Source organism: Actinomadura sp. NPDC048394 (assembly GCF_040651755.1).
GTDB lineage: Bacteria > Actinomycetota > Actinomycetes > Streptosporangiales > Streptosporangiaceae > Spirillospora > Spirillospora montaniterrae.
The window spans coordinates 25,569-49,685 of record NZ_JBEZJL010000084.1 but is presented as its reverse complement, the minus strand read 5'-3'; the positions used below and the strand labels follow the sequence as shown (position 1 = coordinate 49,685).

Annotated in this window: 22 protein-coding genes; 12 read left to right on the top strand and 10 right to left on the bottom strand. The window is 72.3% G+C overall.

The window, feature by feature from the left end; genetic code table 11:
- Positions 1-140: 140 nt before the first annotated feature.
- Positions 141-569, bottom strand: a complete 429-nt coding sequence (gene sodN, locus AB0C78_RS41695; RefSeq protein ID WP_151541483.1) for a superoxide dismutase, Ni — start codon at positions 567-569, stop codon at positions 141-143.
- A 183-nt stretch (positions 570-752) separates the two neighbouring features.
- Here sodN and sodX point away from each other — a divergent pair, with 183 nt between their 5' ends.
- Positions 753-1,166, top strand: coding sequence for a nickel-type superoxide dismutase maturation protease (sodX, locus tag AB0C78_RS41690; RefSeq protein WP_360759210.1), 414 nt, complete (start codon positions 753-755; stop codon positions 1,164-1,166).
- Positions 1,167-1,237: 71 nt separating this feature from the next.
- On the opposite strand, the gene AB0C78_RS41685 is transcribed toward sodX, so the two are convergent.
- Positions 1,238-2,428 (bottom strand): NADP-dependent malic enzyme, encoded by a 1,191-nt coding sequence (locus AB0C78_RS41685; RefSeq protein WP_151541484.1) that lies wholly within the window; start codon positions 2,426-2,428, stop codon positions 1,238-1,240.
- A 355-nt stretch (positions 2,429-2,783) separates the two neighbouring features.
- On the opposite strand from AB0C78_RS41685, the gene AB0C78_RS41680 reads away from it, so the two are divergent.
- The 4 genes from AB0C78_RS41680 to AB0C78_RS41665 all read left to right on the top strand — a co-directional run bounded on the left by AB0C78_RS41680 (position 2,784) and on the right by AB0C78_RS41665 (position 6,595).
- Positions 2,784-3,755, top strand: coding sequence for an ABC transporter substrate-binding protein (locus tag AB0C78_RS41680; RefSeq protein ID WP_151541485.1), 972 nt, complete (start codon positions 2,784-2,786; stop codon positions 3,753-3,755).
- Positions 3,756-3,759: 4 nt separating this feature from the next.
- The gene (locus tag AB0C78_RS41675; protein WP_151541486.1) at positions 3,760-4,707 is read left to right on the top strand and encodes an amino acid ABC transporter permease; all 948 of its coding nucleotides are present in this window, start codon (positions 3,760-3,762) and stop codon (positions 4,705-4,707) included.
- 89 nt (positions 4,708-4,796) lie between these two features.
- Positions 4,797-5,549 carry an amino acid ABC transporter ATP-binding protein gene (locus AB0C78_RS41670; protein ID WP_151541505.1) on the top strand — a complete coding sequence of 251 codons (753 nt, stop codon included), beginning with the start codon at positions 4,797-4,799 and terminating at the stop codon, positions 5,547-5,549.
- Between the two features lie 77 nt (positions 5,550-5,626).
- The gene (locus tag AB0C78_RS41665) at positions 5,627-6,595 is read left to right on the top strand and encodes a zinc-binding dehydrogenase (RefSeq protein WP_360759207.1); all 969 of its coding nucleotides are present in this window, start codon (positions 5,627-5,629) and stop codon (positions 6,593-6,595) included.
- 42 nt (positions 6,596-6,637) lie between these two features.
- Here the strand turns inward: AB0C78_RS41665 and AB0C78_RS41660 are convergent, their stop codons facing one another.
- From AB0C78_RS41660 to AB0C78_RS41635, 6 genes are all read right to left on the bottom strand, one after another.
- On the bottom strand, positions 6,638-7,372 hold the full coding sequence (locus tag AB0C78_RS41660; RefSeq protein ID WP_360759205.1) for a PadR family transcriptional regulator: 735 nt from the start codon (positions 7,370-7,372) through the stop codon (positions 6,638-6,640).
- A gap of 1 nt (position 7,373) precedes the next feature.
- Positions 7,374-8,198, bottom strand: a complete 825-nt coding sequence (locus AB0C78_RS41655; RefSeq protein ID WP_360759203.1) for a DUF4097 family beta strand repeat-containing protein — start codon at positions 8,196-8,198, stop codon at positions 7,374-7,376.
- A 108-nt stretch (positions 8,199-8,306) separates the two neighbouring features.
- Positions 8,307-8,483, bottom strand: a complete 177-nt coding sequence (locus tag AB0C78_RS41650) for a DUF6104 family protein (RefSeq protein WP_360759216.1) — start codon at positions 8,481-8,483, stop codon at positions 8,307-8,309.
- 81 nt (positions 8,484-8,564) lie between these two features.
- On the bottom strand, positions 8,565-12,287 hold the full coding sequence (locus tag AB0C78_RS41645; protein WP_360759201.1) for a multifunctional oxoglutarate decarboxylase/oxoglutarate dehydrogenase thiamine pyrophosphate-binding subunit/dihydrolipoyllysine-residue succinyltransferase subunit: 3,723 nt from the start codon (positions 12,285-12,287) through the stop codon (positions 8,565-8,567).
- A gap of 204 nt (positions 12,288-12,491) precedes the next feature.
- A complete protein-coding gene (locus AB0C78_RS41640) occupies positions 12,492-13,163 on the bottom strand; it encodes an AIM24 family protein (RefSeq protein ID WP_151541492.1) in 672 nt (223 codons plus the stop codon).
- Positions 13,164-13,289: 126 nt separating this feature from the next.
- Positions 13,290-14,210, bottom strand: a complete 921-nt coding sequence (locus AB0C78_RS41635; RefSeq protein WP_360759199.1) for a glutathione S-transferase family protein — start codon at positions 14,208-14,210, stop codon at positions 13,290-13,292.
- Positions 14,211-14,467: 257 nt separating this feature from the next.
- On the opposite strand from AB0C78_RS41635, the gene AB0C78_RS41630 reads away from it, so the two are divergent.
- A complete protein-coding gene (locus AB0C78_RS41630; RefSeq protein ID WP_360759197.1) occupies positions 14,468-15,145 on the top strand; it encodes a DedA family protein in 678 nt (225 codons plus the stop codon).
- A gap of 18 nt (positions 15,146-15,163) precedes the next feature.
- On the opposite strand, the gene AB0C78_RS41625 is transcribed toward AB0C78_RS41630, so the two are convergent.
- Positions 15,164-16,243, bottom strand: coding sequence for a dihydrodipicolinate reductase (locus AB0C78_RS41625; protein ID WP_360759195.1), 1,080 nt, complete (start codon positions 16,241-16,243; stop codon positions 15,164-15,166).
- A gap of 287 nt (positions 16,244-16,530) precedes the next feature.
- On the opposite strand from AB0C78_RS41625, the gene AB0C78_RS41620 reads away from it, so the two are divergent.
- Positions 16,531-17,433 (top strand): SDR family oxidoreductase, encoded by a 903-nt coding sequence (locus AB0C78_RS41620; RefSeq protein ID WP_360759193.1) that lies wholly within the window; start codon positions 16,531-16,533, stop codon positions 17,431-17,433.
- Positions 17,434-17,437: 4 nt separating this feature from the next.
- Positions 17,438-18,232, top strand: coding sequence for an enoyl-CoA hydratase-related protein (locus tag AB0C78_RS41615; RefSeq protein ID WP_360759191.1), 795 nt, complete (start codon positions 17,438-17,440; stop codon positions 18,230-18,232).
- A 229-nt stretch (positions 18,233-18,461) separates the two neighbouring features.
- Here the strand turns inward: AB0C78_RS41615 and AB0C78_RS41610 are convergent, their stop codons facing one another.
- The gene (locus tag AB0C78_RS41610; protein WP_360759189.1) at positions 18,462-19,304 is read right to left on the bottom strand and encodes a hypothetical protein; all 843 of its coding nucleotides are present in this window, start codon (positions 19,302-19,304) and stop codon (positions 18,462-18,464) included.
- A 305-nt stretch (positions 19,305-19,609) separates the two neighbouring features.
- Between AB0C78_RS41610 and AB0C78_RS41605 the strand changes: the two genes are divergently transcribed.
- Genes AB0C78_RS41605 through AB0C78_RS41590 form a run of 4 tightly spaced genes read left to right on the top strand, consistent with a single transcriptional unit; the run spans position 19,610 to position 24,030 of the window.
- On the top strand, positions 19,610-22,471 hold the full coding sequence (locus AB0C78_RS41605) for a nitrate- and nitrite sensing domain-containing protein (RefSeq protein ID WP_360759187.1): 2,862 nt from the start codon (positions 19,610-19,612) through the stop codon (positions 22,469-22,471).
- A complete protein-coding gene (locus AB0C78_RS41600; RefSeq protein WP_360759185.1) occupies positions 22,468-22,914 on the top strand; it encodes a roadblock/LC7 domain-containing protein in 447 nt (148 codons plus the stop codon). The genes AB0C78_RS41605 and AB0C78_RS41600 overlap by 4 nt, the downstream gene beginning before the upstream one ends.
- A 44-nt stretch (positions 22,915-22,958) precedes the next feature.
- A complete protein-coding gene (locus tag AB0C78_RS41595; RefSeq protein ID WP_360759183.1) occupies positions 22,959-23,336 on the top strand; it encodes a DUF742 domain-containing protein in 378 nt (125 codons plus the stop codon).
- A complete protein-coding gene (locus tag AB0C78_RS41590) occupies positions 23,317-24,030 on the top strand; it encodes an ATP/GTP-binding protein (protein ID WP_360759181.1) in 714 nt (237 codons plus the stop codon). The genes AB0C78_RS41595 and AB0C78_RS41590 overlap by 20 nt, the downstream gene beginning before the upstream one ends.
- The last annotated feature ends 87 nt before the right edge of the window (positions 24,031-24,117 follow it).

Genomic DNA, 24,117 nt, shown 5'->3' with positions numbered 1-24,117 from the left:
GACTTGTTGGTCCCTGCGCCCGTCACCCCCCCGCCGAACCTCAATCCGGCCGAGCGCCCCCCCGCCGCCGGGCGGGGGGGGCCCCCCCCCCCCCCCCCCCCCGGCCCCCCCGCCCCCCGGGGCCTCGGCGTTCGGGCCGGTCAGGCCTGCTTGGTCTCCCAGAAGATCTTGTCGATCTCGGAAATCTTCCCGAGCAGGTCGTCGGCGACCTTCGGGTCCATGCTGCCCTTGGTGCCGGAGGCGCCGGCGAGCTTGGTCGCCTCGTTGAACAGCTGGTGCAGCTGGGGGTACTTCTCGAAGTGCGGCGGCTTGAAGTAGTCGGTCCACAGCACCCACAGGTGGTGCTTGACCAGCTCGGAGCGCTGCTCCTTGATCAGGATCGCGCGGGCGCGGAACTCGGGGTCCTCGTTGGCCGCGTACTTCTCGCAGATCGCCTTGACCGACTCGGCCTCGATCCTGGCCTGCGCCGGGTCGTAGACGCCACACGGCAGGTCGCAGTGCGCGGAGACCGTGGTCTTCGGGCGCAGAAGCTTGAACACCTGCGATTCCCTTCCCTCGTTGCGGATCATGCTCAGGTCACCGACATTACCCTTGTGCCCCGGGGCCCGTCCGGCCAGGGCGCTCGGTATTTCGGCCTAGGACCCGGACCGCGGCGCGACCCGGAACCCCTTCCAGCGGTGAGATGTACCCGTGGCCGCGCGACTATGCGGCCCGGCGCGCGAAAGCGCCCGTGCACGGAGGCGAGGAGAGCGATGCGGATGCGCCACCCGGTGGCCTGGACGCTCGGCGGGGCGCTGCTGCTGGCGCTGGCCGGGACGCGCGGGCGGCTGCGGACGGTCGCGGTCGAGGGCGACTCGATGCTGCCCGCGCTGGCGCCGGGGGACTGGCTCGTGGTGCTGGCGGGCGCCCGGCCCCGCCCCGGGGACGTCGTCGTCGCGCGGCATCCGGAGCGGGCGGACGTGCTCATCGTGAAGCGGGTGGCGCACCGCTCGGGGAGCGGCTGGTGGCTGGAGTCCGACAACCAGCGCGCCCGCGGCCGCCGCGACAGCTGGGACTTCGGGGCCGTGCCGGACGGCCTCGTCCTCGGCCGCGTCGTGGCCCGGTACTGGCCGTGGCGGCGCGCGTCCGTCCGTCCGGCGGCCGGTCGGGCCGCGGTCGGACGGTAGGAGGCGGTGCGGCCCGCGCTCCGCGGGTGGGGAGCGCGGGCCGGCGCGAGGCGCGGCGGGTCGGGCGGGGGTCAGACGCGGTTGACGCCCTCGGCGCGGGCCTGCGCGGCGACCGCGGCGGTGACGGCGGGCGCGACCCGGTCGTCGAACGGGTTGGGGATGATGTAGTCGGCGGTGAGGTCGTCGCCGACGATGTCCGCCAGCGCGTTCGCGGCGGCCAGCTTCATGCCCTCGGTGATGGAGTGCGCGCGCACGTCCAGCGCGCCCCGGAAGATGCCGGGGAAGGCGAGCACGTTGTTGATCTGGTTGGGGAAGTCGCTGCGGCCGGTCGCGACGACCTTGGCGTGCCGGCGCGCGACGTCCGGGTGCACCTCGGGGGTGGGGTTGGACAGGGCGAACACGATCGCGCCGTCGGACATGGTCGCGACGCACGACTCGTGGACGGTGCTGCCGGACAGGCCGATGAACACGTCGGCGCCGCGCAGCGCCTCCTCGGTGGAGCCCGTCAGGTGCGACCGGTTGGTGATCGCGGCGATCCGCTGCTTGACGGGGTTGAGCCCGTCGCGGCCCTCGTAGATGAGGCCCTTGCTGTCGGACAGCGCGATGTCGCCGATGCCGGCCTCGATGAGGATCTGCGAGACGGCGATGCCGGACGCGCCGGCGCCGGCCACGACGGCGCGCAGCTCCGACAGCGGCTTGCCGACGTACCGGGCGGCGTTCTTCAGCGCGGCGAGCGCGACGATCGCGGTGCCGTGCTGGTCGTCGTGGAAGACGGGGATGTCGAGGGCCGCGCGGAGCCGGTCCTCGATCTCGAAGCAGCGGGGGGCGCTGATGTCCTCGAGGTTGATGCCGCCGAAGGACGGCGCGAGCCGGATCACGGTGTCGACGATCTCGTCGACGCCGGTGCAGTTCAGCGCGATCGGCACGGAGTCGACGTCGGCGAACTCCTTGAACAGCAGCGACTTGCCCTCCATGACGGGCATGGAGGCGGCCGGGCCGATGTCGCCGAGGCCGAGCACGGCGGTGCCGTCGGTGACGACGGCGACGACCTTGGACGTCCAGGTGTAGTCGTAGGCGAGCTCGGGGTTGTCGGCGATGGCCGTGCACACCCGGGCGACGCCGGGCGTGTAGGCGAGGGACAGATCGTCCTTGTTGCGGACCGGGATGGTCGACCGCATCTCCAGCTTGCCGCCGCGGTGCAGCGGGAAGGCCGGATCGTCGTCCAGTGAGAGCGGTTCGGTGGGAATGGGCTCGGCAGCCACAGCGACCCCTGTCAGTGAAAGTTGGCTTTCGGGCGATGCCGCCGCGGTGGTGTGGTCTGGTGGCCGTCACCTGGTGGACATCTCGCGACGTACGGGGGTCACCCGTTGTCCGATTGTGCCACACGGGGTCCCGCCGATCCGGGGGGCGGGGCGGTGGCGGCCGTCACTGATCGTCACGGACGGTGGGACGATCATCGCGTAGAGTGCGGGAGGCGGAGGTGGCGGCGGGGGTGCCGGGCTGCCTCGTTGTCCGATTGTGTCGCACCCTTTATCCGCATCGGGCCAGGTGTGCGCCAAAATGTGCACTTGACCTCAGGATCCGTGCGGATCCACTGCGACCTCTGGAGGGGGACCTGTGATCACTGGTTCTCTGCGCCGCCGCGCCGTCGCGGCCGGCGCGCTCGTGCTGACAGGCGCCCTCGCCCTGTCGGCGTGCGGTGACGACAACGGCTCCGGTGGCGGCGCCGCCGCGCCGACCAAGTCCGTCGGGGACATCTTCTCCGGCATCACCCAGGACGCCGCGCTGAACGCCAAGCTGGCCCCGGACGTCAAGTCGGCCGGCAAGATCACCGTCGGGACCGACCCGTCGTACGCGCCGAACGAGTTCTACGACACCGACAACAAGACGCTGATCGGGATGGACCTCGACCTCGGCAAGGCGCTGGGCAAGAAGCTCGGCGTCGAGTTCGCCTTCCAGAAGGCCGGCTTCGACGCGATCATCCCGGGCATCAAGTCGGGCCAGTACCAGCTCGGCATGTCGTCCTTCACCGACAGCAAGGAGCGGGAGAAGACGGTCGACTTCGTCACCTACTTCACCGCCGGCTCCGCGCTGATGGTCAAGAAGGGCAACCCGCAGAACCTCAAGCCCGACGACCTGTCGCTGTGCGGCAAGAAGGTCGCGGTCGAGAAGGGCACCGTCCAGAACGACGAGGTGTCCACCACCGTCGACGCGGCGAAGGGCCTCGGCACCCGCACCAAGAAGTGCAAGGACGCCGGCAAGCCCGGGCCCGTCGGCCAGCCGTACCCGGACCAGAACGGCGCGAACCTGGCGCTGAGCAGCGGCCGCGCGGACGCGGTGCTGGCCGACTCGCCCGTCATCGACTACGCCGCCAAGCAGTCCGGCGGCCAGTTCGAGGTGTCCGGCGCGACGTACGACACCGCCCCGTACGGCATCGCGGTCGGCAAGCAGCTCGGCACCACCAAGGACGCGATCCTCGGCGCGCTGAAGGCGCTGCAGGCCGACGGCACCTACAACAAGATCCTCGACAAGTGGGGCATCACCAGCGGGGCCAACACCTCGCCGCAGATCAACGGCGCCACGAGCTGACCGGATGACTGTCACGGACGAGACGTCGCGCGAGGGCCGGCCCGAGGAGATCCGGGCCGTCCCCGTGCGGCACTGGGGACGCTGGGTCGCCGCGGTGATCATCGCGTACATCGCGGTGTGGGCGGTCTACAGCGTCGTCAACAACCCCAACTTCGGCTGGGACGTCATCGGGCAGAACTTCACCATCACCGCGGTGATGACCGGCATCGGCAAGACGCTGGAGCTGACCGCCATCGCGATGGTGATGGGCGTCGTCGGCGGCGTGCTGCTGGCGATCATGCGGCTGTCCCCGAACCCGCTGATCTCCGGGTCCGCCTGGCTGTACATCTGGGCGTTCCGCGGCACCCCCGTGCTGGTGCAGATCCTGCTGTGGGCGTTCATCAAGGCGCTCGTGCCGCAGCTGTCCATCGGCATCCCGTTCGGCCCGACGTTCGCGCACTTCGACGCGAACTCGCTGATCACCCCGTTCGTCGCGGGCTGCCTCGGGCTGGGGCTGAACGAGGCGGCGTACATGTCGGAGATCGTGCGGGCCGGCATCCTGTCGGTCGACCAGGGCCAGGCGGAGGCGGCGAGCGCGCTCGGCATGAGCCGCGCGAAGACGATGCGGCGGATCGTGCTGCCGCAGGCGATGCGCGTGATCATCCCGCCGACCGGCAACGAGACGATCTCGATGCTGAAGACGTCCTCGCTGGTGTCGGTGATCGCGGTGCCCGAGCTGCTGTACTCGGTGCAGATCATCTACGGCCGGACGTACCAGACGATCCCGCTGCTGCTGCTGGCCAGCATCTGGTACCTGATCATGACGTCGATCCTCACGGTCGGGCAGTTCTACCTGGAGCGCTACTTCGGGCGCGGCACCGCGCAGCGGCAGACGATGCTGGAGCGGCTGTGGAGCAACCTGCGCGCCCGGCGGACCGCCCAGCGGACGGCGGTCGAGGGGAGGGAACGGTGAGCGGAGTCGGGCTGGGCAAGCCGGGCGCGGAGCCCCCGGAGCCCGCGGACGGCGACGGGCCGTCCGGCGCCGCGTCGTCGGGGCGGCCGATGGTCCGGTCCGAGGGCGTCTGCAAGTCCTTCGGCCGGCTGGACGTCCTCAAGGGCATCGACCTGGAGGTCATGCCCGGCGAGGTGATGTGCGTCATCGGGCCGTCCGGGTCCGGCAAGTCGACGTTCCTGCGCTGCATCAACCACCTGGAGAAGATCAACGCCGGGCGGCTGTGGGTGAACGGCCACCTGGTCGGCTACCGGGAGCGCGGCGGCAAGCTGCACGAGCTGCGCGAGAGCGAGGTCGCCGCGCAGCGCCGCGACATCGGCATGGTGTTCCAGCGCTTCAACCTGTTCCCGCACATGACGGCGCTGGAGAACGTCATGGAGGCGCCGGTGCAGGTCCGGCGGATCCCGCGGGCGAAGGCGCGGGAGGCGGCCGTCGCGCTGCTGGAGCGGGTCGGGCTCGCCGACAAGGCGCGCAGCTACCCCTCGCAGCTGTCCGGCGGGCAGCAGCAGCGCGTCGCGATCGCGCGGGCGCTCGCCATGGAGCCGGCGCTGATGCTGTTCGACGAGCCGACCTCCGCGCTCGACCCGGAGTTGGTCGGCGAGGTGCTGGAGGTCATGAAGCAGCTCGCGGTGGACGGCATGACGATGATCGTCGTCACCCACGAGATGGGCTTCGCCCGCGAGGTCGGCGACTCGCTCGTCTTCATGGACGGCGGCGTCGTCGTGGAGAAGGGCACGCCCCGCGAGGTGCTCGCGAACCCGCGGCACCAGCGCACGCAGGACTTCCTGTCCAAGGTGCTCTGAGGTCCGTCCGAGGCGGCCCGTCCCCGGGACCGGGGGCGGGCCGCCGGGCTTTCCGGGCGGGCGGTTAGTGTGCGTTCATGTTCGCTGTCACGGCCACACAGATCGACGCAGACCATCCGCTGAACGGGCTGACGCTGGGGGAGCGGCCCGATCCCGAGGTGCCGGACGGCTGGACGACCGTCACGGTGAAGGCCGCCGCGCTCAACCACCACGACCTGTGGTCGCTGCGCGGCGTCGGGCTCCCCGCCGACCGGCTCCCGATGATCCTCGGCTGCGACGCCGCCGGCGTCGACGAGGACGGCAACGAGGTCATCGTCCACTCGGTCATCGGCGACCCGGACCGGGGCGGCGGCGACGAGACCCTCGACCCGAAGCGGTCGCTGCTGTCCGAGCGGTACCCGGGGACGCTGGCCGAGAAGGTCGCGGTGCCGCGCCGCAACCTCGTCCGCAAGCCGGCGGAGCTGTCGTTCGAGGAGGCCGCGTGCCTGCCGACGGCGTGGCTGACCGCCTACCGGATGCTGTTCGACAAGGCGGGCGTGGAGCCCGGCGCGACCGTGCTGGTACAGGGCGCGGGCGGCGGCGTCGCGACCGCCGCGATCGCGCTGGCGTCGGCGGCGGGCCTGCGGGTGTTCGCGACGAGCCGCAGCGAGGCCAAGCGCAAGCGCGCCCTGGAGCTCGGCGCGGACGTCGCCGTCGAGTCCGGCGCGCGGCTGCCGGAGCGGGTCGACGCGGTCATCGAGACGGTCGGCGAGGCGACGTGGTCGCACTCGCTGAAGTCGCTGCGGCCCGGCGGCCGGATCGTGGTGTCCGGCGCCACCAGCGGCCAGGTGCCGCCCGCGGAGCTGAACCGGGTGTTCTTCCTGCAGCTCCAGGTCGTCGGCTCCACGATGGGCACCCGGGAGCAGCTCGAACGGCTCGCGCGGTTCCTGGTGAAGACGGGCACCCGCCCGCTGATCGACCGGACGCTGCCGCTCAGCGCGGCCCGCGACGGCTTCGCCGCGATGGCCGAGGGCGACCTCTTCGGCAAGATCGTCTTCACCCCGTAGCCGCAAGGAATACGGACCGGCGCCCCCTGCTCCAGGCGCCGGTCAGTCGCGGGCGTCGATGTCGCGGTCGAGGATCTCGGTGCGCAGGCGCTCGCGGGTCTCGTCCAGGAGGGACTGGACGGCGGCGAGGTCGTCGTCGTCGAGGCGGGAGCGCTTCGCGGCATTGCGGACGTCCTCGACGAACCGGCGCAGCAGCCGCTCCAGCTTCAGGCGGGCGATGTCCTCGTGGGTGCCGGTCGCCGTCTTCCAGGCGTCCTCCCAGTTCTGCCGCCACTCCTCCTTCCACGCCTGCTTCTGCTCGCGCCAGTAGTCCTTCTGCCGCCGCCACTCGTCCTTCTGCCGGTCGGTGGTCTCCTTCCACGCCTCCTTGGACGTGGCCTTCCCCTGGTCGCGCATCGTCCGCGCGGCCTGCGTCAGCTCCTCGCGCAGCGACCGGACGGTCTGCCGGACGTCCTGCTGGACGCCGCGCGCGAACTCCTGCGCGGAGGCGGTGATCTCCTCCTCCAGCTCGGCCAGCTCGTCCATCCGGCGCTCCAGCTCCTCGCGGCCCTTGTCGGTCAGCGAGTACACCTTCTTGCCCTTGACCACCTCGTGGGTGACCAGGCCCTCCGCCTCCAGCCGGGCCAGCCGCGGATAGATCGTCCCGGGGGAGGGCGAGTACACCCCGAGGAACCGGTCCTGCAGGATCCGGATCACCTCGTAGCCGTGCCGCGGGCTCTCCTCCAGCAGCTTCAGCAGGTACAGGCGGAGCCGGCCGTGGCCGAAAACGGGGCTCAACTCACTTCTCCATTCGCGGGGTGCTGATCTCCGGGGCCTCGTCGCCGCGGCCGAGGAGCGTGATCGAGCCGGACACCGAGTTGACCGACAGCCGCCCCGAACCGTCGCCGATCTTGCCGGAGACGGTGGTGGCGACGGCCCGGTCGGCCCGGCCGAGCTCGGGGAAGGACGTCTCGATCCGGCCGGCCGCCGCGTTCAGCGTGACCCGCGCCCCGGCGGACTCGGGGATCCGCAGCGCGACCTCGCCGGAGACGGTGTTGACCTCGATCCGGCCGTCGCCGACCAGGTCGACGTCGGCGGCGATGCGGCCGCTGACGGTGCGGGCGGTGAGCTGCTCGACCGCGCCGCCGGCGAGCGCGAGGTCGCCGGAGACGGAGGTGAACGAGACGGTGCCGTCCAGGCCCTGCGCCTCGATGTCGCCGGATACCGTGTTCGCGTCGACCGCGCCGGTCACCCCGTCGAGGGTGATGCCGCCGGACGCGCACTTGATGGACGTGCGGGCGGTCAGCCCGGTGATGACGGCGTCGGCGGACACCAGGTTGACGGTGACGGGGCAGTCGTGCGGGACGGTCACCGTGATCGCGGCGCGGGCGTTGCGGGTGCGCAGCCAGCTCAGCACGCCCTCCCAGAGCCGCTCATGGGTGATGGTGAGCATGCCGGCCTCGTGCGCGATCACCAGCGGCGGCCCCTCGACCTCGCTGATCATGACGGACGGCCGCTCGTCGGAGGCGAGCACGGAGACGGTGCCGGCGATCAGCGTCGTGCGCAGCGTGACCACGCCGTCGAAGTCCAGCGTGGTCGGTTCGTCGATCGTCCAGCGCGACATCGCCTCTTGCCCTTCGTCCGAGGGTTCCTTCCGTTGACACGATATGTCGCGTCAACGAAAAGTCAAGATGTATCGCGAATCTCGGCCCCGTCGCGCGTCAGCGGCGCGTCAGTCGTCGTCCTCGTCGTCGAGGCGGGCGAGCCACGTCGCGAGGCGCTCCACCGGCGTCTCGAACTCGGGGTTCAGGTCGACGAACTCGCGGAGCCGCTCCGCCAGCCACGTCAGGCTGACCTCCTCGCCGCCCCGGCGCTCGGTGCGCCCCTCGAGCCCCCGATCTGTTAAGATCTGGGGTATCGTTTACCCTCACCCGCCCCCGCCCCGCCCCCCGCCGTCACGGCGGGACGCGGAGCGACCATGCCTGCTACGTCAGAACAGCCTGGACAGCAGCGCCTCCTGCTCGGCCTGGTGCAGCTTCGCCGACCCCACCGCGGGCGACGACGACGCCGGGCGCGACACCCGCGACATCTTCAGCCCCTCGATGTGGTGCGGCAGCTTCAGCGCCATGAACGGCCACGCGCCCATGTTCGCCGGCTCGTCCTGCACGAAGACCACCTCGACGCCCGCCGGGTACTTCGCCAGCTCCGCCTTGATCTCGTCGACCGGCGGCGGGTACAGCCGCTCGACCCGCACGACCGCGGTGTCGTTCGCGCCCGCGGCGTCGCGCGCCTTCGCCACGTCGTAGTAGATCTTGCCGGTGGTGAGCAGCACCCGCTTCACGCCCGCCGGGTCCACCGCCGGGTTGACCTCCGGGATGACCGGCTGGAACGCGCCGTCGGTGATCTGCTCGACCGGCGACGTCGCCGCCTTCAGCCGCAGCAGCGACTTCGGCGTGAACACCACCAGCGGCTTGCCCCGGCTCGACAGCACCTGCCAGCGCAGCAGGTGGAAGTAGTTCGCCGGCGTCGTCGGGTAGGCGACCGTCATGTTGTCCTGCGCGCACAGCTGCAGGTACCGCTCGATCCGCGCGGACGAGTGGTCGGGCCCCTGGCCCTCGTAGCCGTGCGGCAGCAGCAGCACCAGGCTGGACCGCTGGCCCCACTTCTGCTCGCCGGACGAGATGTACTCGTCCACCACCGACTGGGCGCCGTTGGCGAAGTCGCCGAACTGCGCCTCCCACGCGACCAGCGCGTCCGGGCGGGTCATCGAGTAGCCGTACTCGAAGCCCATCGCCGCGTACTCGCTGAGCAGCGAGTCGTGCACGTAGAACTTCGACACGCCCTGCCCGAACTGCTTGAGCGGGGTGTACTCCTCGCCGGTCCTGCGGTCGACGAGCACCGCGTGCCGCTGCCCGAACGTGCCGCGCCGGGTGTCCTGCCCGACGAGCCGCACCGGGTGGCCGTCCATCAGCAGCGAGCCCATCGCCAGCAGCTCGCCGGTCGCCCAGTCGATCGCGTCGTCCTCGATCATCTGCGCGCGGCGCTGCAGGATCGGCTGCAGCCGCGGGTGCGGGGTGAACCCCTCCGGCAGGCTGACCTGCGTCTCGATGATCCGCTTGACGGTCTCCTGCGGGATCGCCGTGCCGGCCTTGCCGTGGTCGATCGGGATGCGCTCCTCGACGTCCGGCTTGACGACCGAGCCCGGCTCCAGCGGCTTCTTCACGGCCTCGCGGGTCTCGGTGAACGCCCGCTCCAGCTGCTCCTGGTAGTCGCGGAGCGCCTGCTCGGCCTCCTCGACGGTGATGTCGCCGCGGCCGATCAGCGCCTCGGTGTACAGCTTGCGCACCGAGCGCTTGGCGTCGATCAGGTCGTACATCAGCGGCTGGGTGAACGAGGGGTTCTCGCCCTCGTTGTGGCCCCGGCGCCGGTAGCAGACCATGTCGATGACGACGTCCTTCTTGAACGTCTGCCGGTACTCGAACGCCAGCCGCGCCACCCGCGCGCACGCCTCCGGGTCGTCGCCGTTGACGTGGAAGATCGGCGCCTGGATCATCCGGGCCACGTCGGTGGCGTACACGCTGGACCGCGAGTACTCCGGCGCGGTGGTGAACCCGACCTGGTTGTTGATGATCACGTGCACGGTGCCGCCGGTGCGGTAGCCGCGCAGCTGCGACAGGTTCAGCGTCTCGGCGACCACGCCCTGCCCGGCGAACGCGGCGTCGCCGTGGATCAGGATCGGCAGCACCGTGAAGCCGGCCTCGCCGACGTCCAGGAGGTCCTGCTTGGCGCGGACGACGCCCTCCAGCACCGGGTCGACCGTCTCCAGGTGGGACGGGTTCGCGACCAGCTCGGTGTGGATCTTCGAGCCGTCGTCGGCGACGAAGTCGCCGGACGCGCCGAGGTGGTACTTCACGTCGCCGGAGCCCTGCGCGCTGCGCGGGTCGAGGTTGCCCTCGAACTCGCCGAAGATCTGCCCGTAGGACTTGCCGACGATGTTGGCGAGCACGTTCAGCCGGCCGCGGTGCGCCATCCCGATGACGACCTCGTCCAGGCTGGCCTTCGCCGCCGCGGAGATCACCGAGTCCAGCAGCGGGATGACGGACTCGCCGCCCTCCAGCGAGAACCGCTTCTGCCCGACGAACTTGGTCTGCAGGAACGTCTCGAACGCCTCGGCGCTGTTCAGCCGGCGCAGGACGTGCAGCTGCTCCTCGCGGGACGGCTTGTCGTGCGGGACCTCGACGCGGGCCTGGATCCAGGCGCGCTCCTCCGGGTCCTGGATGTGCATGTACTCGATGCCGACCGTGCGGCAGTACGCCATCCGCAGCACGCCGAGGATGTCGCGCAGCTTCATGGTCGGCTTGCCGCCGAACCCGCCGGTCGCGAACTCGCGCTCCAGGTCCCACAGGGTGAGGCCGTGCTTGAGGATGTCGAGGTCGGGGTGGCGGCGCTGCTTGTACTCCAGCGGGTCGGTGTCGGCCATCAGGTGGCCGCGGACCCGGTAGGCGTGGATCAGCTCGTGCACCCGGGCGATCTTGGCGACGTCGTCCTCGTGCCCGGCGGAGATGTCCTTGACCCAGCGCACCGGCTCGTACGGGATGCGCAGCGCCTCGAAGATCTCGTCGTAGAAGCCGTCCTCGCCGAGCAGCAGCTCGTGGATGCGGCGCAGGAAGTCGCCGGACTGGGCGCCCTGGATGATCCGGTGGTCGTAGGTGGAGGTCAGCGTCATCACCTTGCTGATCCCCATCCGGGCGAGGGTGTCGGTGGACGCCCCCGCGAACTCGGCCGGGTACTCCATCGCGCCGACGCCGATGATCGTGCCCTGGCCGGGCATCAGCCGCGGCACCGAGTGCACCGTGCCGATCGTGCCCGGGTTCGTCAGGCTGATCGTGGTGCCCTGGTAGTCCTCGATGGTCAGCTTGTTGCCGCGCGCCTTGCGGACGATCTCCTCGTAGGCGGCCCAGAACTGGCGGAAGTCGAGGGTCTCGGCGGCCTTGATGCTCGGCACGACCAGCTGCCGGGAGCCGTCCGGCTTCTGCAGGTCGATCGCCAGCCCGAAGTTCACGTGCTCCGGCCGGACCAGCACCGGCTTGCCGTCCACCTCGGTGAACGCGGCGTTCATCTCGGGCATCGCCGCGAGCGCCTTGACGATCGCGTACCCGATCAGGTGCGTGAAGGAGACCTTCCCGCCCCGGCCGCGCTTGAGGTGGTTGTTGATGACGATGCGGTTGTCGATCAGCAGCTTGGCCGGGACGGCGCGCACGCTCGTCGCGGTCGGCACCGCGAGGCTGGCCTCCATGTTGGTGGCCGTCCGGGCGGCGACGCCGCGCAGCCGGACCTCCTCGGCGCCCGCCGGGACCGGCGGCGGCGCCGGCTTGTCCGCCTTCGGCGCCGGCTTGGCGGCCTTGTCGGCCGGCTTGGCGGGGGCCTTCGGCGGCGACACCGGAGGCTGCGGTGTCGGCGGAGCGGCCGCGGTGCCGTTGGCGGCCGCGCCGGCCGCCGTTCCGGTGCTCGTCTGGGGTGCGCCGGGGGACGCGGGGGTCACGGACGCCGGCCGGGTGTCCGGCTGGTAGTCCGCGAAGAAGTTCCACCAGGCTTCGTCAACCGAGTTGGGGTCTTCGAGGTACTTCTGGTACAGCTCGTCGACCAGCCACTCGTTGGCACCGAAATCTGTGATCTTTGGGTCGGCACTAGTTTGCGACGACTCTGTCGACACGGCGGAGATCGCCCTCTTCCGCAGCTCGCAGGTGAGATAAGAGACCTATCAAGGCTACTCGCACTTGACCTCTTCCCATGCCAGCGCGTTGCGATCGCCCTCCATTCCCCCGTGGCCACAGGGATCTTGCCGAAGCCGGGGCCGCGCCTCCGACAAGATCCGCCGCCCCGGAAGGTGACCGATGTCACCCGCCGGCGGCGCGGCTCAGTGGGTGTGCGGGGGGACGGTCGGGCCCTCGCTGGCCTGGACGAGGACGAAGCCCTGGCCCTGGTAGGCGAGCTGCATGGCCTCGCCGCTGCCGCGGCCGATGAGCGCGCCGGCCTTGAAGGTGCGGTTGACGCCGACCTGGAGGCTGGTGCTCCACGCCACCGCGGACTGGCCGTCGGCGAACGTGGGGGCGCGGCCGCAGTCGAGCATGACGGGGGTGCCGTGCGTGGTGAGCGCCACGAAACCGGTGCCGGTGAGGGTGGTGTTGAACAGGCCGCCCGCGGCGATGCCGGCGCCCTGGACGCGCTGGATGTCGGACTGCAGGTGCGAGTCGTAGGCGAGGATGTTGGCGCCGTTGACGGTCAGCCCCTCGTTCTCCAGGTAGAACAGGTGGATGTCGGCGGCGTCGTGCGCGACGAACAGCAGGCCCTGGCCGCGGACGCGCATCAGCGGGACGCCCTCGCCGGTGACGGCCTTCTTGATGAACTTGCCGATGCCTCCGGCGCCCTCGTAGTCGAAGTCCATCTGGCCCTGGAAGGCGACCATGGAGCCCTGCCGGGCCAGGACGTCCCCGTTGAGGTGGACGCGGAGCATCTTGGAGTTCTGGAGGGCGAAGTGGCCGGGGAGCTGCTGCCCCTGGTCCATGTTTCCGAAGAACTGGCTGCGCATTGTCGGAGGTACTGCCTCTCACATCGAGATCGTTTCGGAGATCCGCCAGCATAACGACGGGATGTGACCGGTACGACGTGAAGTGAGCGGCGTTCGGTTCCCGGTGCGGGCGTCCGGTTCCCGGTGTCAGCCGCCGGTCCGGGAGCCGCGGCCGTGCGGGGCCGTCCAGTCGATCAGCGGGCCCTTCGGGACGATCCCGGACGGGTTGATGTCGCCGTGCGTCCCGTAGTAGTGCCGCTTGATGTGGTCGAGGTTCGTCGTCTCGCCGAACGCGGGCAGGGAGTAGAGGTCGCGGGCGTACCCCCACAGGTTCGGGTAGTCGACGAGGCGGCGCAGGTTGCACTTGAAGTGCGAGTAGTAGACGGCGTCGAAGCGGGCGAGCGTCGGGTAGAGGCGGACGTCGGCCTCGGTGATGCGGTCGCCGAGCAGGTAGCGGCGGTCCGCGAGCCGCTCCTCCAGCCGGTCGAAGGTGGCGAAGAGGGCGTCGAACGCCTCCTCGTAGGCGTCCTGGGCCTTGGCGAAACCGGCCTTGTAGACGCCGTTGTTGACGGTGTTGTAGACGAGGTCGTTCAGCTCGTCGATCTCCGGGCGCAGCGGCTCCGGGTAGAGGTCGGGCGCGCCGGGGCGGTGGAGCGCGGTGAACTCCGTCTCCAGCATCGTGGTGATGTTGGGGAAGTCGTTGGTGACGAGGCGTTCCGTCACGGTGTCCCAGATGCACGGGACGGTGTAGCGGCCCTCGAAGGACGGGTCGCTCGCCAGGTACAGCTCGGACAGGAACACCGCGCCGGTGACCGGGTCGCGGTCGGGGAACCGCCAGCCGCGCTCGTCCCGGATGGGGTCGACGACGGCGACGGGCAGCGCGTCCTCCAGGCCGAGCAGCCGCCGGACGATCAGCGAGCGGTGCGCCCACGGGCAGGCGTAGGAGACGAACAGCCGGTACCGGCCCGGCTCCACGGGGTAGCCGCTCGAACCGTCGGCGGTGATCCGCTCCGTGAACCGGTTCGGCTGCCGGACGAAGCGGCCCCGCTCGACTTCCTGTGCGGTCATGTCCGGTTCCTTCCGAAAGTCAACCGTGCGGTGCGACCGTCAGGGGGAGGCGACCGCGACCCTGGAAGGAGGCGGCCGCCGGTCCGCACGCCGTCCCGGCCGCCGGCAAGTCGTCCTTCCGGGGGATCCTGGGTCACCGGCCCCGCGCATACGATAACCGTCGGTGGCTCGCGCCAAACGGGCCCGCACGATCGCATGGCGCGCAGCAGGGGCCGGCAGCCGGAGGCGGCCCCGGACGGACGAGATGGCGGGGGACCATGCTCGAGACTTTCAACACCCTGGTGGACGGCCTGCCGCCCGGCCTGGTCTACGGGCTGATCGCCGCGCTGGTGTTCGCGGAGGCGGCGCTGTTCGTCGGGTTCGTGTTCCCCGGCGAGACGGCCGTGGTGGTCGGCGGCGTGCTGGCCAGCCAGGGCACCCTCTCGCTGCCGCTGCTGCTGGTCATCGGGGTCGTCGCGGCGGTCGCCGGCGACTCGGTCGGCTACGAGATCGGCAAGAAGTACGGGCCGCGGCTGCTGGACATCCGCGCGGTGGCCAAGCACCGCGCGAAGGTGGAGGGCGCGCAGGACCTCATCCGGCGGCGCGGCGCGGTGGCGGTGTTCATCGGCCGGTTCACCGCGCTGCTGCGGGCGCTGATGCCCGCGCTGGCGGGCAGCTCCCGGCTGCCGTATCCGAAGTTCCTGCTGTTCAACTTCCTCGGCGGGCTCACCTGGGTCGTGACGTTCACGCTCGGCGGCTACTTCGCGGGCGAGGCGTTCGACCGGGCCGCGCAGTGGGCCGGGCGCGGGCTGGCGATCGGGCTCGCGGTGATCGCGGTCGTCGCGATCGTGGTGTGGAGCGTCCGCAGGCACCGCCGGGAGGCCGAGGAGGAGGCCGAGGCCGGCGACGCGGAGGCCGGCGACGCGGCGTCCCGCGTGGAGCAGACCCTCCCGTAGCCGGTCCGGGCCGGGCCCTCAGAGGCGGCCGGAGGCGGTGGCGTCCATCCGGCCGGTGACCGGCGGCAGGTCCAGGTAGGTGCGGATGCCGGGCTCGGCGGCGCACACGACGGGGATCGAGTTCAGCGCGTGCGCCGCGGCGGCGGAGATCTCGTCGGACACCCACTCGTCGTCGGTGGTGAGGGTGATCGACGGGCGGCCGTGCACCCGCACCGAGTGGCCGGGGTCGCCCCAGTCGGGGATCCGCGCGGCGTCCGCCTTGTGGATCACCTCGACGCTGATCACCGGCCGCCCGCCGGTCAGCCCGCTGAACGTCCAGCGCGCCGCGGCGACGGTGCCGCGCGGGATCCGGCCGGCGGTGATCTCCAGGTCGGTGCCGGCGAGCCGGTAGTCGACGTCCACGTCGATCTCGTCGAGGTCCACGCCGAGCCCGGCGGCGACGAGGTGCAGGCTCTCGGTGTACAGCGACCGCATCGCGGTGCGGGTGGGGCGCAGCGAGCGCAGGAACGCCTCCTCGTCGCGGCCGAACCCGACCATGTGGTGCACCATCCCCCAGGACGGGTGCCGGGCGAAGTCGGAGCATTCGCGGGAGTAGACGTGGGTGATCCGGCGCGACAGCCGGGACAGCGCCAGCGGCATCACGTCCGCCATGAACCCGGTGTTGAAGCCGGTGCCGTGCACCGACGAGCCGCCCCGCTTGCACGCCTGCTCCAGCTCGTTCACCAGGGACGGGCCGTGCGCCTGCGGGTAGACGAGGCCGTTCATGGAGATCACGTTCTTGCCGGAGGCGAGCAGCGCGCAGACGGTGTCGAGGTCGGCGAGCGGGTCGCCGGCGCGTCCGGGCGCGTAGACGACGCAGTCGGCGTCCAGGTCGAGGATCGCGGCGAGGTCGCGGGTGGCGGTGACGCCGGTGGCGGCGCGTCCGCTGAGCAGGCCCGCGTCGGCGCCGTCCTTGGCGGGGGTGTGCACCCACACGCCGGCGAGCTCCAGGCCCGGGCGGTCGAGGACGCCGCGGATCACGGCGCGGCCGAGCGTGCCGGTCGCCCACTGCACGACGCGGTACGGGCGGGGGGCGCTGGACGCGTCGGCAGGGCTCATCGAGACGGGACCTCCGATGTCGAGGCGGCACCTGTGCGGACCGGGCCGGGTTGCGCGGGTGGGTGAGACATGCGGGTGGGTGAGGACACTACGCCGTACGCCCCAGGAAATGCGGCATTTGCCGCAAGTTTCACTGAAGTCCCACGGAGCACGGTGCTTGCCCGCGCGGACCGCCGGGGAGGGATCGGAGGGGGCCGCGGCCGAGCGGGATTCGGTTTAGTGGTACCACTGGGTAACCCCCGGATGATTACCTGGGGGCGTAGTCGGTGCGATGTGAGGAGACAGAGATGTCGGAACTGCGCTACGACGGCCGTGTCGCGGTCGTGACCGGGGCGGGCCACGGCCTCGGCCGCCAGCACGCGCTGGAGCTCGCCGCGCGCGGTGCGAAGGTCGTCGTCAACGACCTCGGCGGCGACCGCTCCGGTGTCGGCGCCTCCGCCGGCCCCGCCCAGGAGGTCGTGGACGAGATCAAGAAGAACGGCGGCGAGGCCGTCGCCAACCCCGACAACGTCGCGACCCCCGAGGGCGCCAAGGCGATCGTGCAGACCGCGCTGGACGCGTTCGGCAAGCTGGACATCGTCGTCAACAACGCGGGCATCCTGCGCGACAAGTCGTTCAAGAACATGACCGTCGAGGAGTTCGACGCGGTCATCGCCGTGCACCTGCGCGGCTCGTTCCTGGTCTCCAGCGCCGCGTGGCCGCACCTGCGCGAGAACGCCTACGGCCGCATCGTCAACACCTCGTCGCCGGCCGGCCTGTTCGGCAACTTCGGCCAGGCCAACTACGCCACCGCGAAGATGGGCCTCGTCGGGTTCACCAAGACCCTCGCGCACGAGGGCGCCAAGTACAACATCAAGGCCAACGCCATCGCGCCGGTCGCCTGGACCCGGATGACCGAGGACCTGCTGCCCGCCGACTTCGCCGACAAGCTCGGCGTCGACCAGGTCACCCCCCTGGTCGCCTTCCTCGTACACGAGTCCAACGAGGACTCCGGCGAGGTCTACACCGTCGGCGGCGGCCGGATCGCCAAGATCTTCGTGGCGGAGGGCCCCGGCTACGGGCAGAAGGAGACCCTCACCGTCGAGGCCGTCCGCGACAACTGGGCCGCGATCAACGCGAGCGAGCCGCTCGCGGTGTTCAAGAACCCGATGGAGCAGATGGGCCCGCTCATCCAGCAGCTGACCTCCTGAGCCGTTGGACGGGATCAGGCTCGACCGGCGGGACGGGGTGCTCACCATCGCCCTGTCCCGCCCGGAGCGGCTGAACGCCGTCGACGGCGCGCTGACCGAGCGGATGCTCGACGTCCTCAACGAGCTGCCGCGCGACCCGTCCACGCGGGTCGTCGTGCTCACCGGGGACGGCCGCGGCTTCTGCTCGGGCATGGACATCCAGGGCGACCCGGGCCAGGAGTCCGAGGAGGGCCGCGCCCAGCGGCTCTACCGCGGCATCGCCCGCGGCGGCGAGGTCACCGCGCGGCTGCGGGAGATCCCGCAGCCGGTGATCGCGGCGCTGCACGGCCCGGTCGCGGGCATGGGCGTCTCCTGGGCGCTGGCCTGCGACCTGCGGGTCGCGGACCCCACCACCCGGTTCGTCGTCCCGTTCGTGAACCTCGGCCTGTCGGCCGGGGACTGCGGGCTGTCCTGGCTGCTGCCGCGCCTCGTCGGCCCGGCGAAGGCCGCGGAGATCTGCTACCGGGCGCAGCGCCTCGACGCGGCCCGCGCCGAGGCGCTCGGGATCGTCAACGAGGTGTGCGCGGAGGGCGGCGACCTTGACGCCGCGCAGGCGCTCGCCGACGAGCTGCTCGCGACGTCCCCGTACGGGCTGAGCCGCACGAAGGAACTGCTGAACATGTCCCTGGACGTCCCCGGGCTGCGCCGGCAGATCGCCGCGGAGACCGGCGTCCAGGCCCTCGCGTTCTTCACCGAGGACCTCGCCGAGGGCATGACCGCGACGATGCAGAAACGCCCCCCGCAGTTCAAGAACCGCTAGACGTGTAGCCCAGGGGGACGCCCCCCTGGAACCCCCGTTGCGACGGACGACGGTTTCACGCTCCGCTAGAGCTCCGCGTGAAACGCGTCGTCCGTCGTCGGGCAGGCCCGCTGCACTCGCTCCGCGTGCCTGCCCGTGGCCTGTGGCTGAGCTTCGAACCGTTGGGCTGGTGCTCAACCGCCCGTGGCCGGTGTCCTGGCTAGGACCCCGGCCACGGTCATGCTTGCGGCTAGTCGGCCAGGGCCAACGACAGGGCTTCGACGTAGCGGAGGGCGGCGAGGCGCGCCAGGGCCGGGTGGGCGCCGAGCGGGCCCGCGTGCGCGGCGCCGACGGCGGCGGCCGCGGCGGGGACCAGGCGGCTCTCCGGCTCGGGGCCGATGAGGTGCGGCGCGACGGCGACGGACGCGGCGCCGGCGGCGCGCAGCTGCTCCCCGGCGGCCCGCATGCCGGCCTCGTCGGCGAGCGAGGCGGTGAAGACCGGCGCGGCGAGCCGGGAGGCGAGCAGCACGCTGGTGACCTCGGCCTGCCGGACGGCGGTGGCGTCGCCGGGGGTGGCGACGATGACGCCGGTCGCGGCGGTGACCATCGTCATCATCCGGATCCGGTCGGCGCGGGCGAGGCCGGCGTCGGCGAGCCGGTCGTGCAGCGCCTCGGCGATGAGGGGGTGCGGGCCGAGCGGCTCGGCCGCGACGGCGCGCACCGGCGCGGACGCGACGGCGGCGCGGACGGCGGCGTCCAGGGCCGGGTCGGGCCCGGTGGACATCGGCACCACGACGGCCGCGAGCTCGTCCTGCGGGCGGCCGAGGCCGGCCAGCAGGGCGTGCAGGTTCGCCTCGCCGCCGTCGAGGTACCCGACGTGGGCGGGCTGCCCGGTGTGCTCGATCTCCACGAGCCGGGCGAGCTCGGCGGCGACCTCGGTGCCGCCCTGCCGGGCGGGGCCGGGCACGGCCAGGACGAGCGCGGGGGATCCTTGGGGCAGCAGGAAGGACTCGTCGCCGCGATGTCGGCCGCCGCGGGGGGCGCGGCGGCGTCGCGACGGAAGTGCCTCGGATGCCTGGCTTTCGGGACTCACGGCGGGAATGGTAACGCTCCCGGGCGCGGGGAGCGGGCTCCCGCTCCGGCCGGACGGGCCGGCCGCGCCGTGGCTGCCTGTACTGATCGTCGGTCTCCCTCCCGTGCCGGGCCGCGATCGGCGGGCGAAACAGCAGAGTATGGCCCATCGCCGCCCGGCAACAGGGGGAAATGAAGCAAATGTCCTGATTGTCGATAACCGATTCCGGTTCCGAATACGGACGAAAGGTGGTGAAGGGGTTGCGGAGGCGTTGCGGGCCGCCTCTATGATCGGGCCACCCTACGTGCCGGAACGTTCGAGGTCCCATGAGAACCGCACGCACGCGCCCGATCCGGTCCAAGGTCGCCGCGCTTCTTCTCGTTCCGCTCGTCTCGCTGGTCGCGATCTGGGTGTACGCCGCCGACCTCACCGGCCGCGCCGCCCTCGCCCAGCGCAAGTACCACACGCTGAACGACCAGTTCGCCGCGTCCGGCCAAGGGCTGCTCGTGGAGCTGGGCAAGGAGCGGCAGGCGTCGGTCGTGTACCTCAGCGGCCCGCGCAAGGCCGCGTCCACGCCCGCGGCCCTCACCGCCCAGCGCGCGCGCCTGGACAAGGCCGTGGCCACCTTCCGCCGCACGTCCACCTCCGACGCCGCGCGCGGCGCCACCACCGCCGAGATGCGGTCGCGCGTCTCGGACGTGCTGAAGGCGCTCGGCGGACTCGGCGAGCTGCGCGCCGCCGTCGACGGCCGCACGATCGACCGGCTGACCGCCGTCAACGACTACAGCAGCATGGTCGACGTGATGCACCGGCTGTACGACAGCCTCATCGTCATCGACGACGCGTCCCTCTACAACTGGACGCTGTCCGACCGCGCCGCCGGGCGCGCGATGGAGCTGCTGCAGCGCGAGAACGCGCTGGTCGCGGGCGCGCTCGTCACGCACGGCCGGATGACCGCCGCCGAGCACCGGATGTTCCTGGAGATGCTCGGCGAGCAGCGCTGGCAGTGGCAGCGGCAGCGGTCGCTGGCCGACCCGAAGGTCTACGCCCGGCTCACCGCCCCGGTGTTCGCCTCGACCCAATACCACGCGTACAAGGACATCGAGGACCAGATCGCCGCGCACGACCGCGGCCCGCTGCCGATCAGCGCCTGGCAGTGGCAGGAGACCGCGCAGCCGCTGGTCCTGTCGGTCAACCAGATGATCATGGCGAACACCAACGGGGCCGCCGCGCGCGCCGACCGGCTGGGCCGCGACGCCTACATCCGGCTCGGCGTCGTCGGCGGCGCTGGCCTGCTGGTCATCGCCCTGTCGGTGCTGCTCGCCCTGCGGTTCGGGCGCGGCGTCGTCCGCGAGCTCGTCGGGCTGCGCGGCTCCGCCGAGGAGCTCGCCGACGAGCGGCTGCCGCGGCTCGTCGAGCGGCTGCGCCGCAACGAGGCCGTGGACGTCGAGGCGGAGGCGCCCGCGCTGCCGCGCGGCCGCACCAGCGAGGTCAACCGGCTCGCCGAGTCGTTCGCCAAGGTGCAGCGCACCGCCGTGGACGCCGCCGTCGGGCAGGCCGAGCTGCGCGCCGGCGTCGGCCGGATCTTCCTCAACATCGCCCGCCGCAACCAGTCGCTGCTGCACCGCCAGCTGACGATGCTGGACGGGCTGGAGAGCCGCGCCGAGGCCGACGACCTCGAGGCGCTGTTCCGGATCGACCACCTCACCACCCGCATGCGGCGGCACGCCGAGAGCCTGATCATCCTGTCCGGCGCCACCCCGGGCCGCGGCTGGCGGCGCCCGGTGCACATCACCGACGTGCTGCGCGCCGCGGTCGCCGAGATCGAGGACTACACCCGCGCGGTCGTGCTGACCGAGTCCGAGGACGGCCTGGTCGGCGCCGCCGTCACCGACGTCGTGCACCTGCTGGCCGAGCTGCTGGAGAACGCGGCGTCGTTCTCCCCGCCGAACACCGAGGTGCGGGTGATGGCGGAGCGGGTCGGCAACGGCTTCTGCGTGGAGATCGAGGACCGCGGGCTCGGCGTGAAGCCGGAGATGCTCGCCGAGATCAACCGGCGGCTCGCCGAACCGCCGGAGTTCGACCTGGTCGACACCGACCGGCTGGGGCTGTTCGTCGTCGCGCGGCTCGCGGCCCGGCACGGCATCGACGTGTCGCTGCACCGCTCCCCGTACGGGGGCGTCACGGCGATCGTGCTGATGCCGCACGACCTCGTCGTGCCCGCCGACCGGATGGACGAGGACCCCGCCCTGCTGGACGGCGCCACGGACGCGCCCGCGGTCGAGGCCCCGGCGGACGACGGCGCCCCCGGAGCGTCCGGCGGCGCGGACGCCCCGTCCCCGGACGGCGAAGGCGACGCCGCCGAGCCCGTTGACGCCGAGCCCGCCGAGCCCGCCGAGCGGGGGCCCGTGCAGGCGGTGCCGTCCGACACCGGGCCGGCGTTCATGGGCACCCCGTACACCGACGTCCCGTTCGGCGGGACGCCGCGCCCGGAGGTCGTGACGCGCGCCGAGGTCGTCCCGGACGTCGGGGTGTTCGCCCGCCGGGAGCCCGCCCCCGGCGAATCGCCGCAGCCCGGCTCGGCGTGGCCGGTGCCCGTGCCGCTGCGCGAGGCGCCGCCCGTGCTGCCGCAGCTCGCCGGCCCGGCGGCTCCCTGGGGCCGGCCCGAGGACGCGCCGCCCGCGCCGCCTCACGGCCCGCGCGGCGGCTCCGCGAACCCGTGGTCGGACGAGGCCGACGCCATGCCTGCCTACGCGTCGGACGACCCGTCCGACGCCGACGGCTGGATGCCCGCGCCCGTCTACGCGCCCGGCGCCCGCACACCCGGCGCACCGGCGGGCGCACCCGGGCGGGACGACGCCGGATCGGAGCGCGGTGCGCATCCGGGCGGTGACACGGCGTGGGACGGCGGGGAGGAGCGCGGTACCGTCGACGGCGGCGAGCGCCCTCGCGGCGCGGAGGGCGGCTCTCCCGCCGGCACCCACGCGGGCCTGCCCCGCAGGGTCCGGCAGGAGAACCTCGCGCCGCAGCTGCGCAAGGAACCGCCGCCGCTGCCCCCTCCGGTGGGCGGCGGCGCCGCCGACGGGGTCGCGAGGTCCCCGGAGGAGGCGCGCTCGCTGATGGCCTCGGTACAGCAGGGATGGCGGCGCGGCCGCGCGTCCGATGGGGAGGATGAGGGGACCCGATGATGCACAACACGGTCACCGGCGAGCTCAACTGGCTGCTCAACGACTTCGCCGAGCGCGTCGCGAGCGTGCGGCAGGCGGTGATCCTGTCCCGCGACGGCCTCGCGGTCGCCGCGTCCAGCGAGCTCGGCCGCGAGGACGCCGAGCACCTGTCCGCGCTGGCGTCCGGCGTGCAGAGCCTCGCCCGCGGCGCCGGCCGGCACTTCGCGGGCGGCAACGTCCGCCAGACCATCATCGAGATGGACGCGCTGCTGCTGTTCGTCACCGCCGCCGGCGACGGCACCTGCCTGGCGGTGCTCGCCGAGGCGGAGGCCGACGCGGGCCTGGTCGCCTACGAGATGGCGGTGCTGGTCAAGCGGGTCGGGCAGCACCTGCAGGCCGCCCCGCGCTACGAGGCGGCGGGCGGCGGCTTCGGCGCCGGGGGAGCGGCCCCGCAGGGCCGGTGATCCGGGCGGAGCCCGTCCCGGGGGAGATGTGGGGGTACTGACCGATGAACCCGTCGGCGGAGCGGTGGCTGGACCGGGAGGCCGGCCCGCTCGTCCGCCCCTACGCGCGGACCCGGGGCCGCACCCGTCCCGCGGGTGAGGGCTTCGAACTGATCGCGGTCGTCGCGGCGACCGGCGCGCAGCCGGGCGACCGGCTGCGCTACAGCCCCGACCACGTGCGGCTGCTGCGCGGCTGCGCCCGGCCCGTCGCCGTGGTCGACCTGGCGTCGGAGTTCGGGCTGCCGCTCGGCGTCGTCCGGGTGCTGCTCGGCGACCTGCGCGACGCCGGGCTGATCGCGGTGGTGGACTCCGCCGCCCCCGCCGGCGGACGGCCCGGACGCGGCGTCCTGAGGGAGGTCCTCAATGGCCTACGCGCCCTCTGACCCCGGCGAGGCGGCCCCCGGCCGCACCGCCCCGGGAACCGGCGAGCACCCCTGGTTCGGCGGCCCCGCCGCGCCGGCCGCCGGCCCGGCCCCCCACCCGCTCGTCACCACCAAGATCCTCATCGCGGGCGGGTTCGGCGCCGGCAAGACCACCTTCGTCGGGTCGATCAGCGAGATCCGGCCGCTGCGCACCGAGGAGCCGCTGACCGACCGCGGCGTCGGCGTCGACGACGTCACCGGCGTCCAGGGCAAGACGACCACGACCGTCGCGATGGACTTCGGCCGCATCACGCTCTCCGACCAGCTGCTGCTCTACCTGTTCGGCACGCCCGGCCAGGACCGCTTCTGGTTCATGTGGGACGAGCTGGCGGCCGGCGCGATCGGCGCGGTCGTGCTCGCCGACACCCGCCGGCTGACCGGCTGCTTCCCCGCGATCGACTACTTCGAGCGGCGCCGGCTGCCGTTCGTCGTGGCCGTCAACTGCTTCGACGGGGCGCAGCGGCACGACCCCCGGGACGTCGCGATCGCGCTCGACCTGGACCCGGGCGTCCCGGTGCTGCTGTGCGACGCCCGCCACCGCGATTCGACCAAGCAGGTCCTCATCGCGCTGATGGAGCACGTGCTGAGCTGGCCGGACGCCGGCGACCCCGGACATGACGCTCGGTCACCTGATCGTCGCGGACCCGCGACGTAGTAGAGTCCCGCAGACCCCCGTACATCCCGCATCGGGAGGTTTCCCCCGCATGTCGCATCCCCCCTCGCCGAAAGCCGCCGATGTGAG

Excerpts from the sequence above, each read along its gene's own strand:
- AB0C78_RS41670 (WP_151541505.1), top strand. The coding sequence starts at position 4,797 with ATGGTCCGGTCCGAGGGCGTCTGCAAGTCCTTCGGCCGGCTGGACGTC.
- AB0C78_RS41620 (WP_360759193.1), top strand. The coding sequence starts at position 16,531 with ATGTCGGAACTGCGCTACGACGGCCGTGTCGCGGTCGTGACCGGGGCG.
- AB0C78_RS41605 (WP_360759187.1), top strand. The coding sequence starts at position 19,610 with ATGAGAACCGCACGCACGCGCCCGATCCGGTCCAAGGTCGCCGCGCTT.
- AB0C78_RS41675 (WP_151541486.1), top strand. The coding sequence starts at position 3,760 with ATGACTGTCACGGACGAGACGTCGCGCGAGGGCCGGCCCGAGGAGATC.
- AB0C78_RS41600 (WP_360759185.1), top strand. The coding sequence starts at position 22,468 with ATGATGCACAACACGGTCACCGGCGAGCTCAACTGGCTGCTCAACGAC.
- AB0C78_RS41625 (WP_360759195.1), bottom strand. The coding sequence starts at position 16,243 with ATGAGCCCTGCCGACGCGTCCAGCGCCCCCCGCCCGTACCGCGTCGTG.
- sodX (WP_360759210.1), top strand. The coding sequence starts at position 753 with ATGCGGATGCGCCACCCGGTGGCCTGGACGCTCGGCGGGGCGCTGCTG.
- AB0C78_RS41635 (WP_360759199.1), bottom strand. The coding sequence starts at position 14,210 with ATGACCGCACAGGAAGTCGAGCGGGGCCGCTTCGTCCGGCAGCCGAAC.
- AB0C78_RS41590 (WP_360759181.1), top strand. The coding sequence starts at position 23,317 with ATGGCCTACGCGCCCTCTGACCCCGGCGAGGCGGCCCCCGGCCGCACC.
- AB0C78_RS41655 (WP_360759203.1), bottom strand. The coding sequence starts at position 8,198 with ATGTCGCGCTGGACGATCGACGAACCGACCACGCTGGACTTCGACGGC.
- AB0C78_RS41640 (WP_151541492.1), bottom strand. The coding sequence starts at position 13,163 with ATGCGCAGCCAGTTCTTCGGAAACATGGACCAGGGGCAGCAGCTCCCC.
- AB0C78_RS41595 (WP_360759183.1), top strand. The coding sequence starts at position 22,959 with ATGAACCCGTCGGCGGAGCGGTGGCTGGACCGGGAGGCCGGCCCGCTC.
- AB0C78_RS41665 (WP_360759207.1), top strand. The coding sequence starts at position 5,627 with ATGTTCGCTGTCACGGCCACACAGATCGACGCAGACCATCCGCTGAAC.
- sodN (WP_151541483.1), bottom strand. The coding sequence starts at position 569 with ATGATCCGCAACGAGGGAAGGGAATCGCAGGTGTTCAAGCTTCTGCGC.
- AB0C78_RS41630 (WP_360759197.1), top strand. The coding sequence starts at position 14,468 with ATGCTCGAGACTTTCAACACCCTGGTGGACGGCCTGCCGCCCGGCCTG.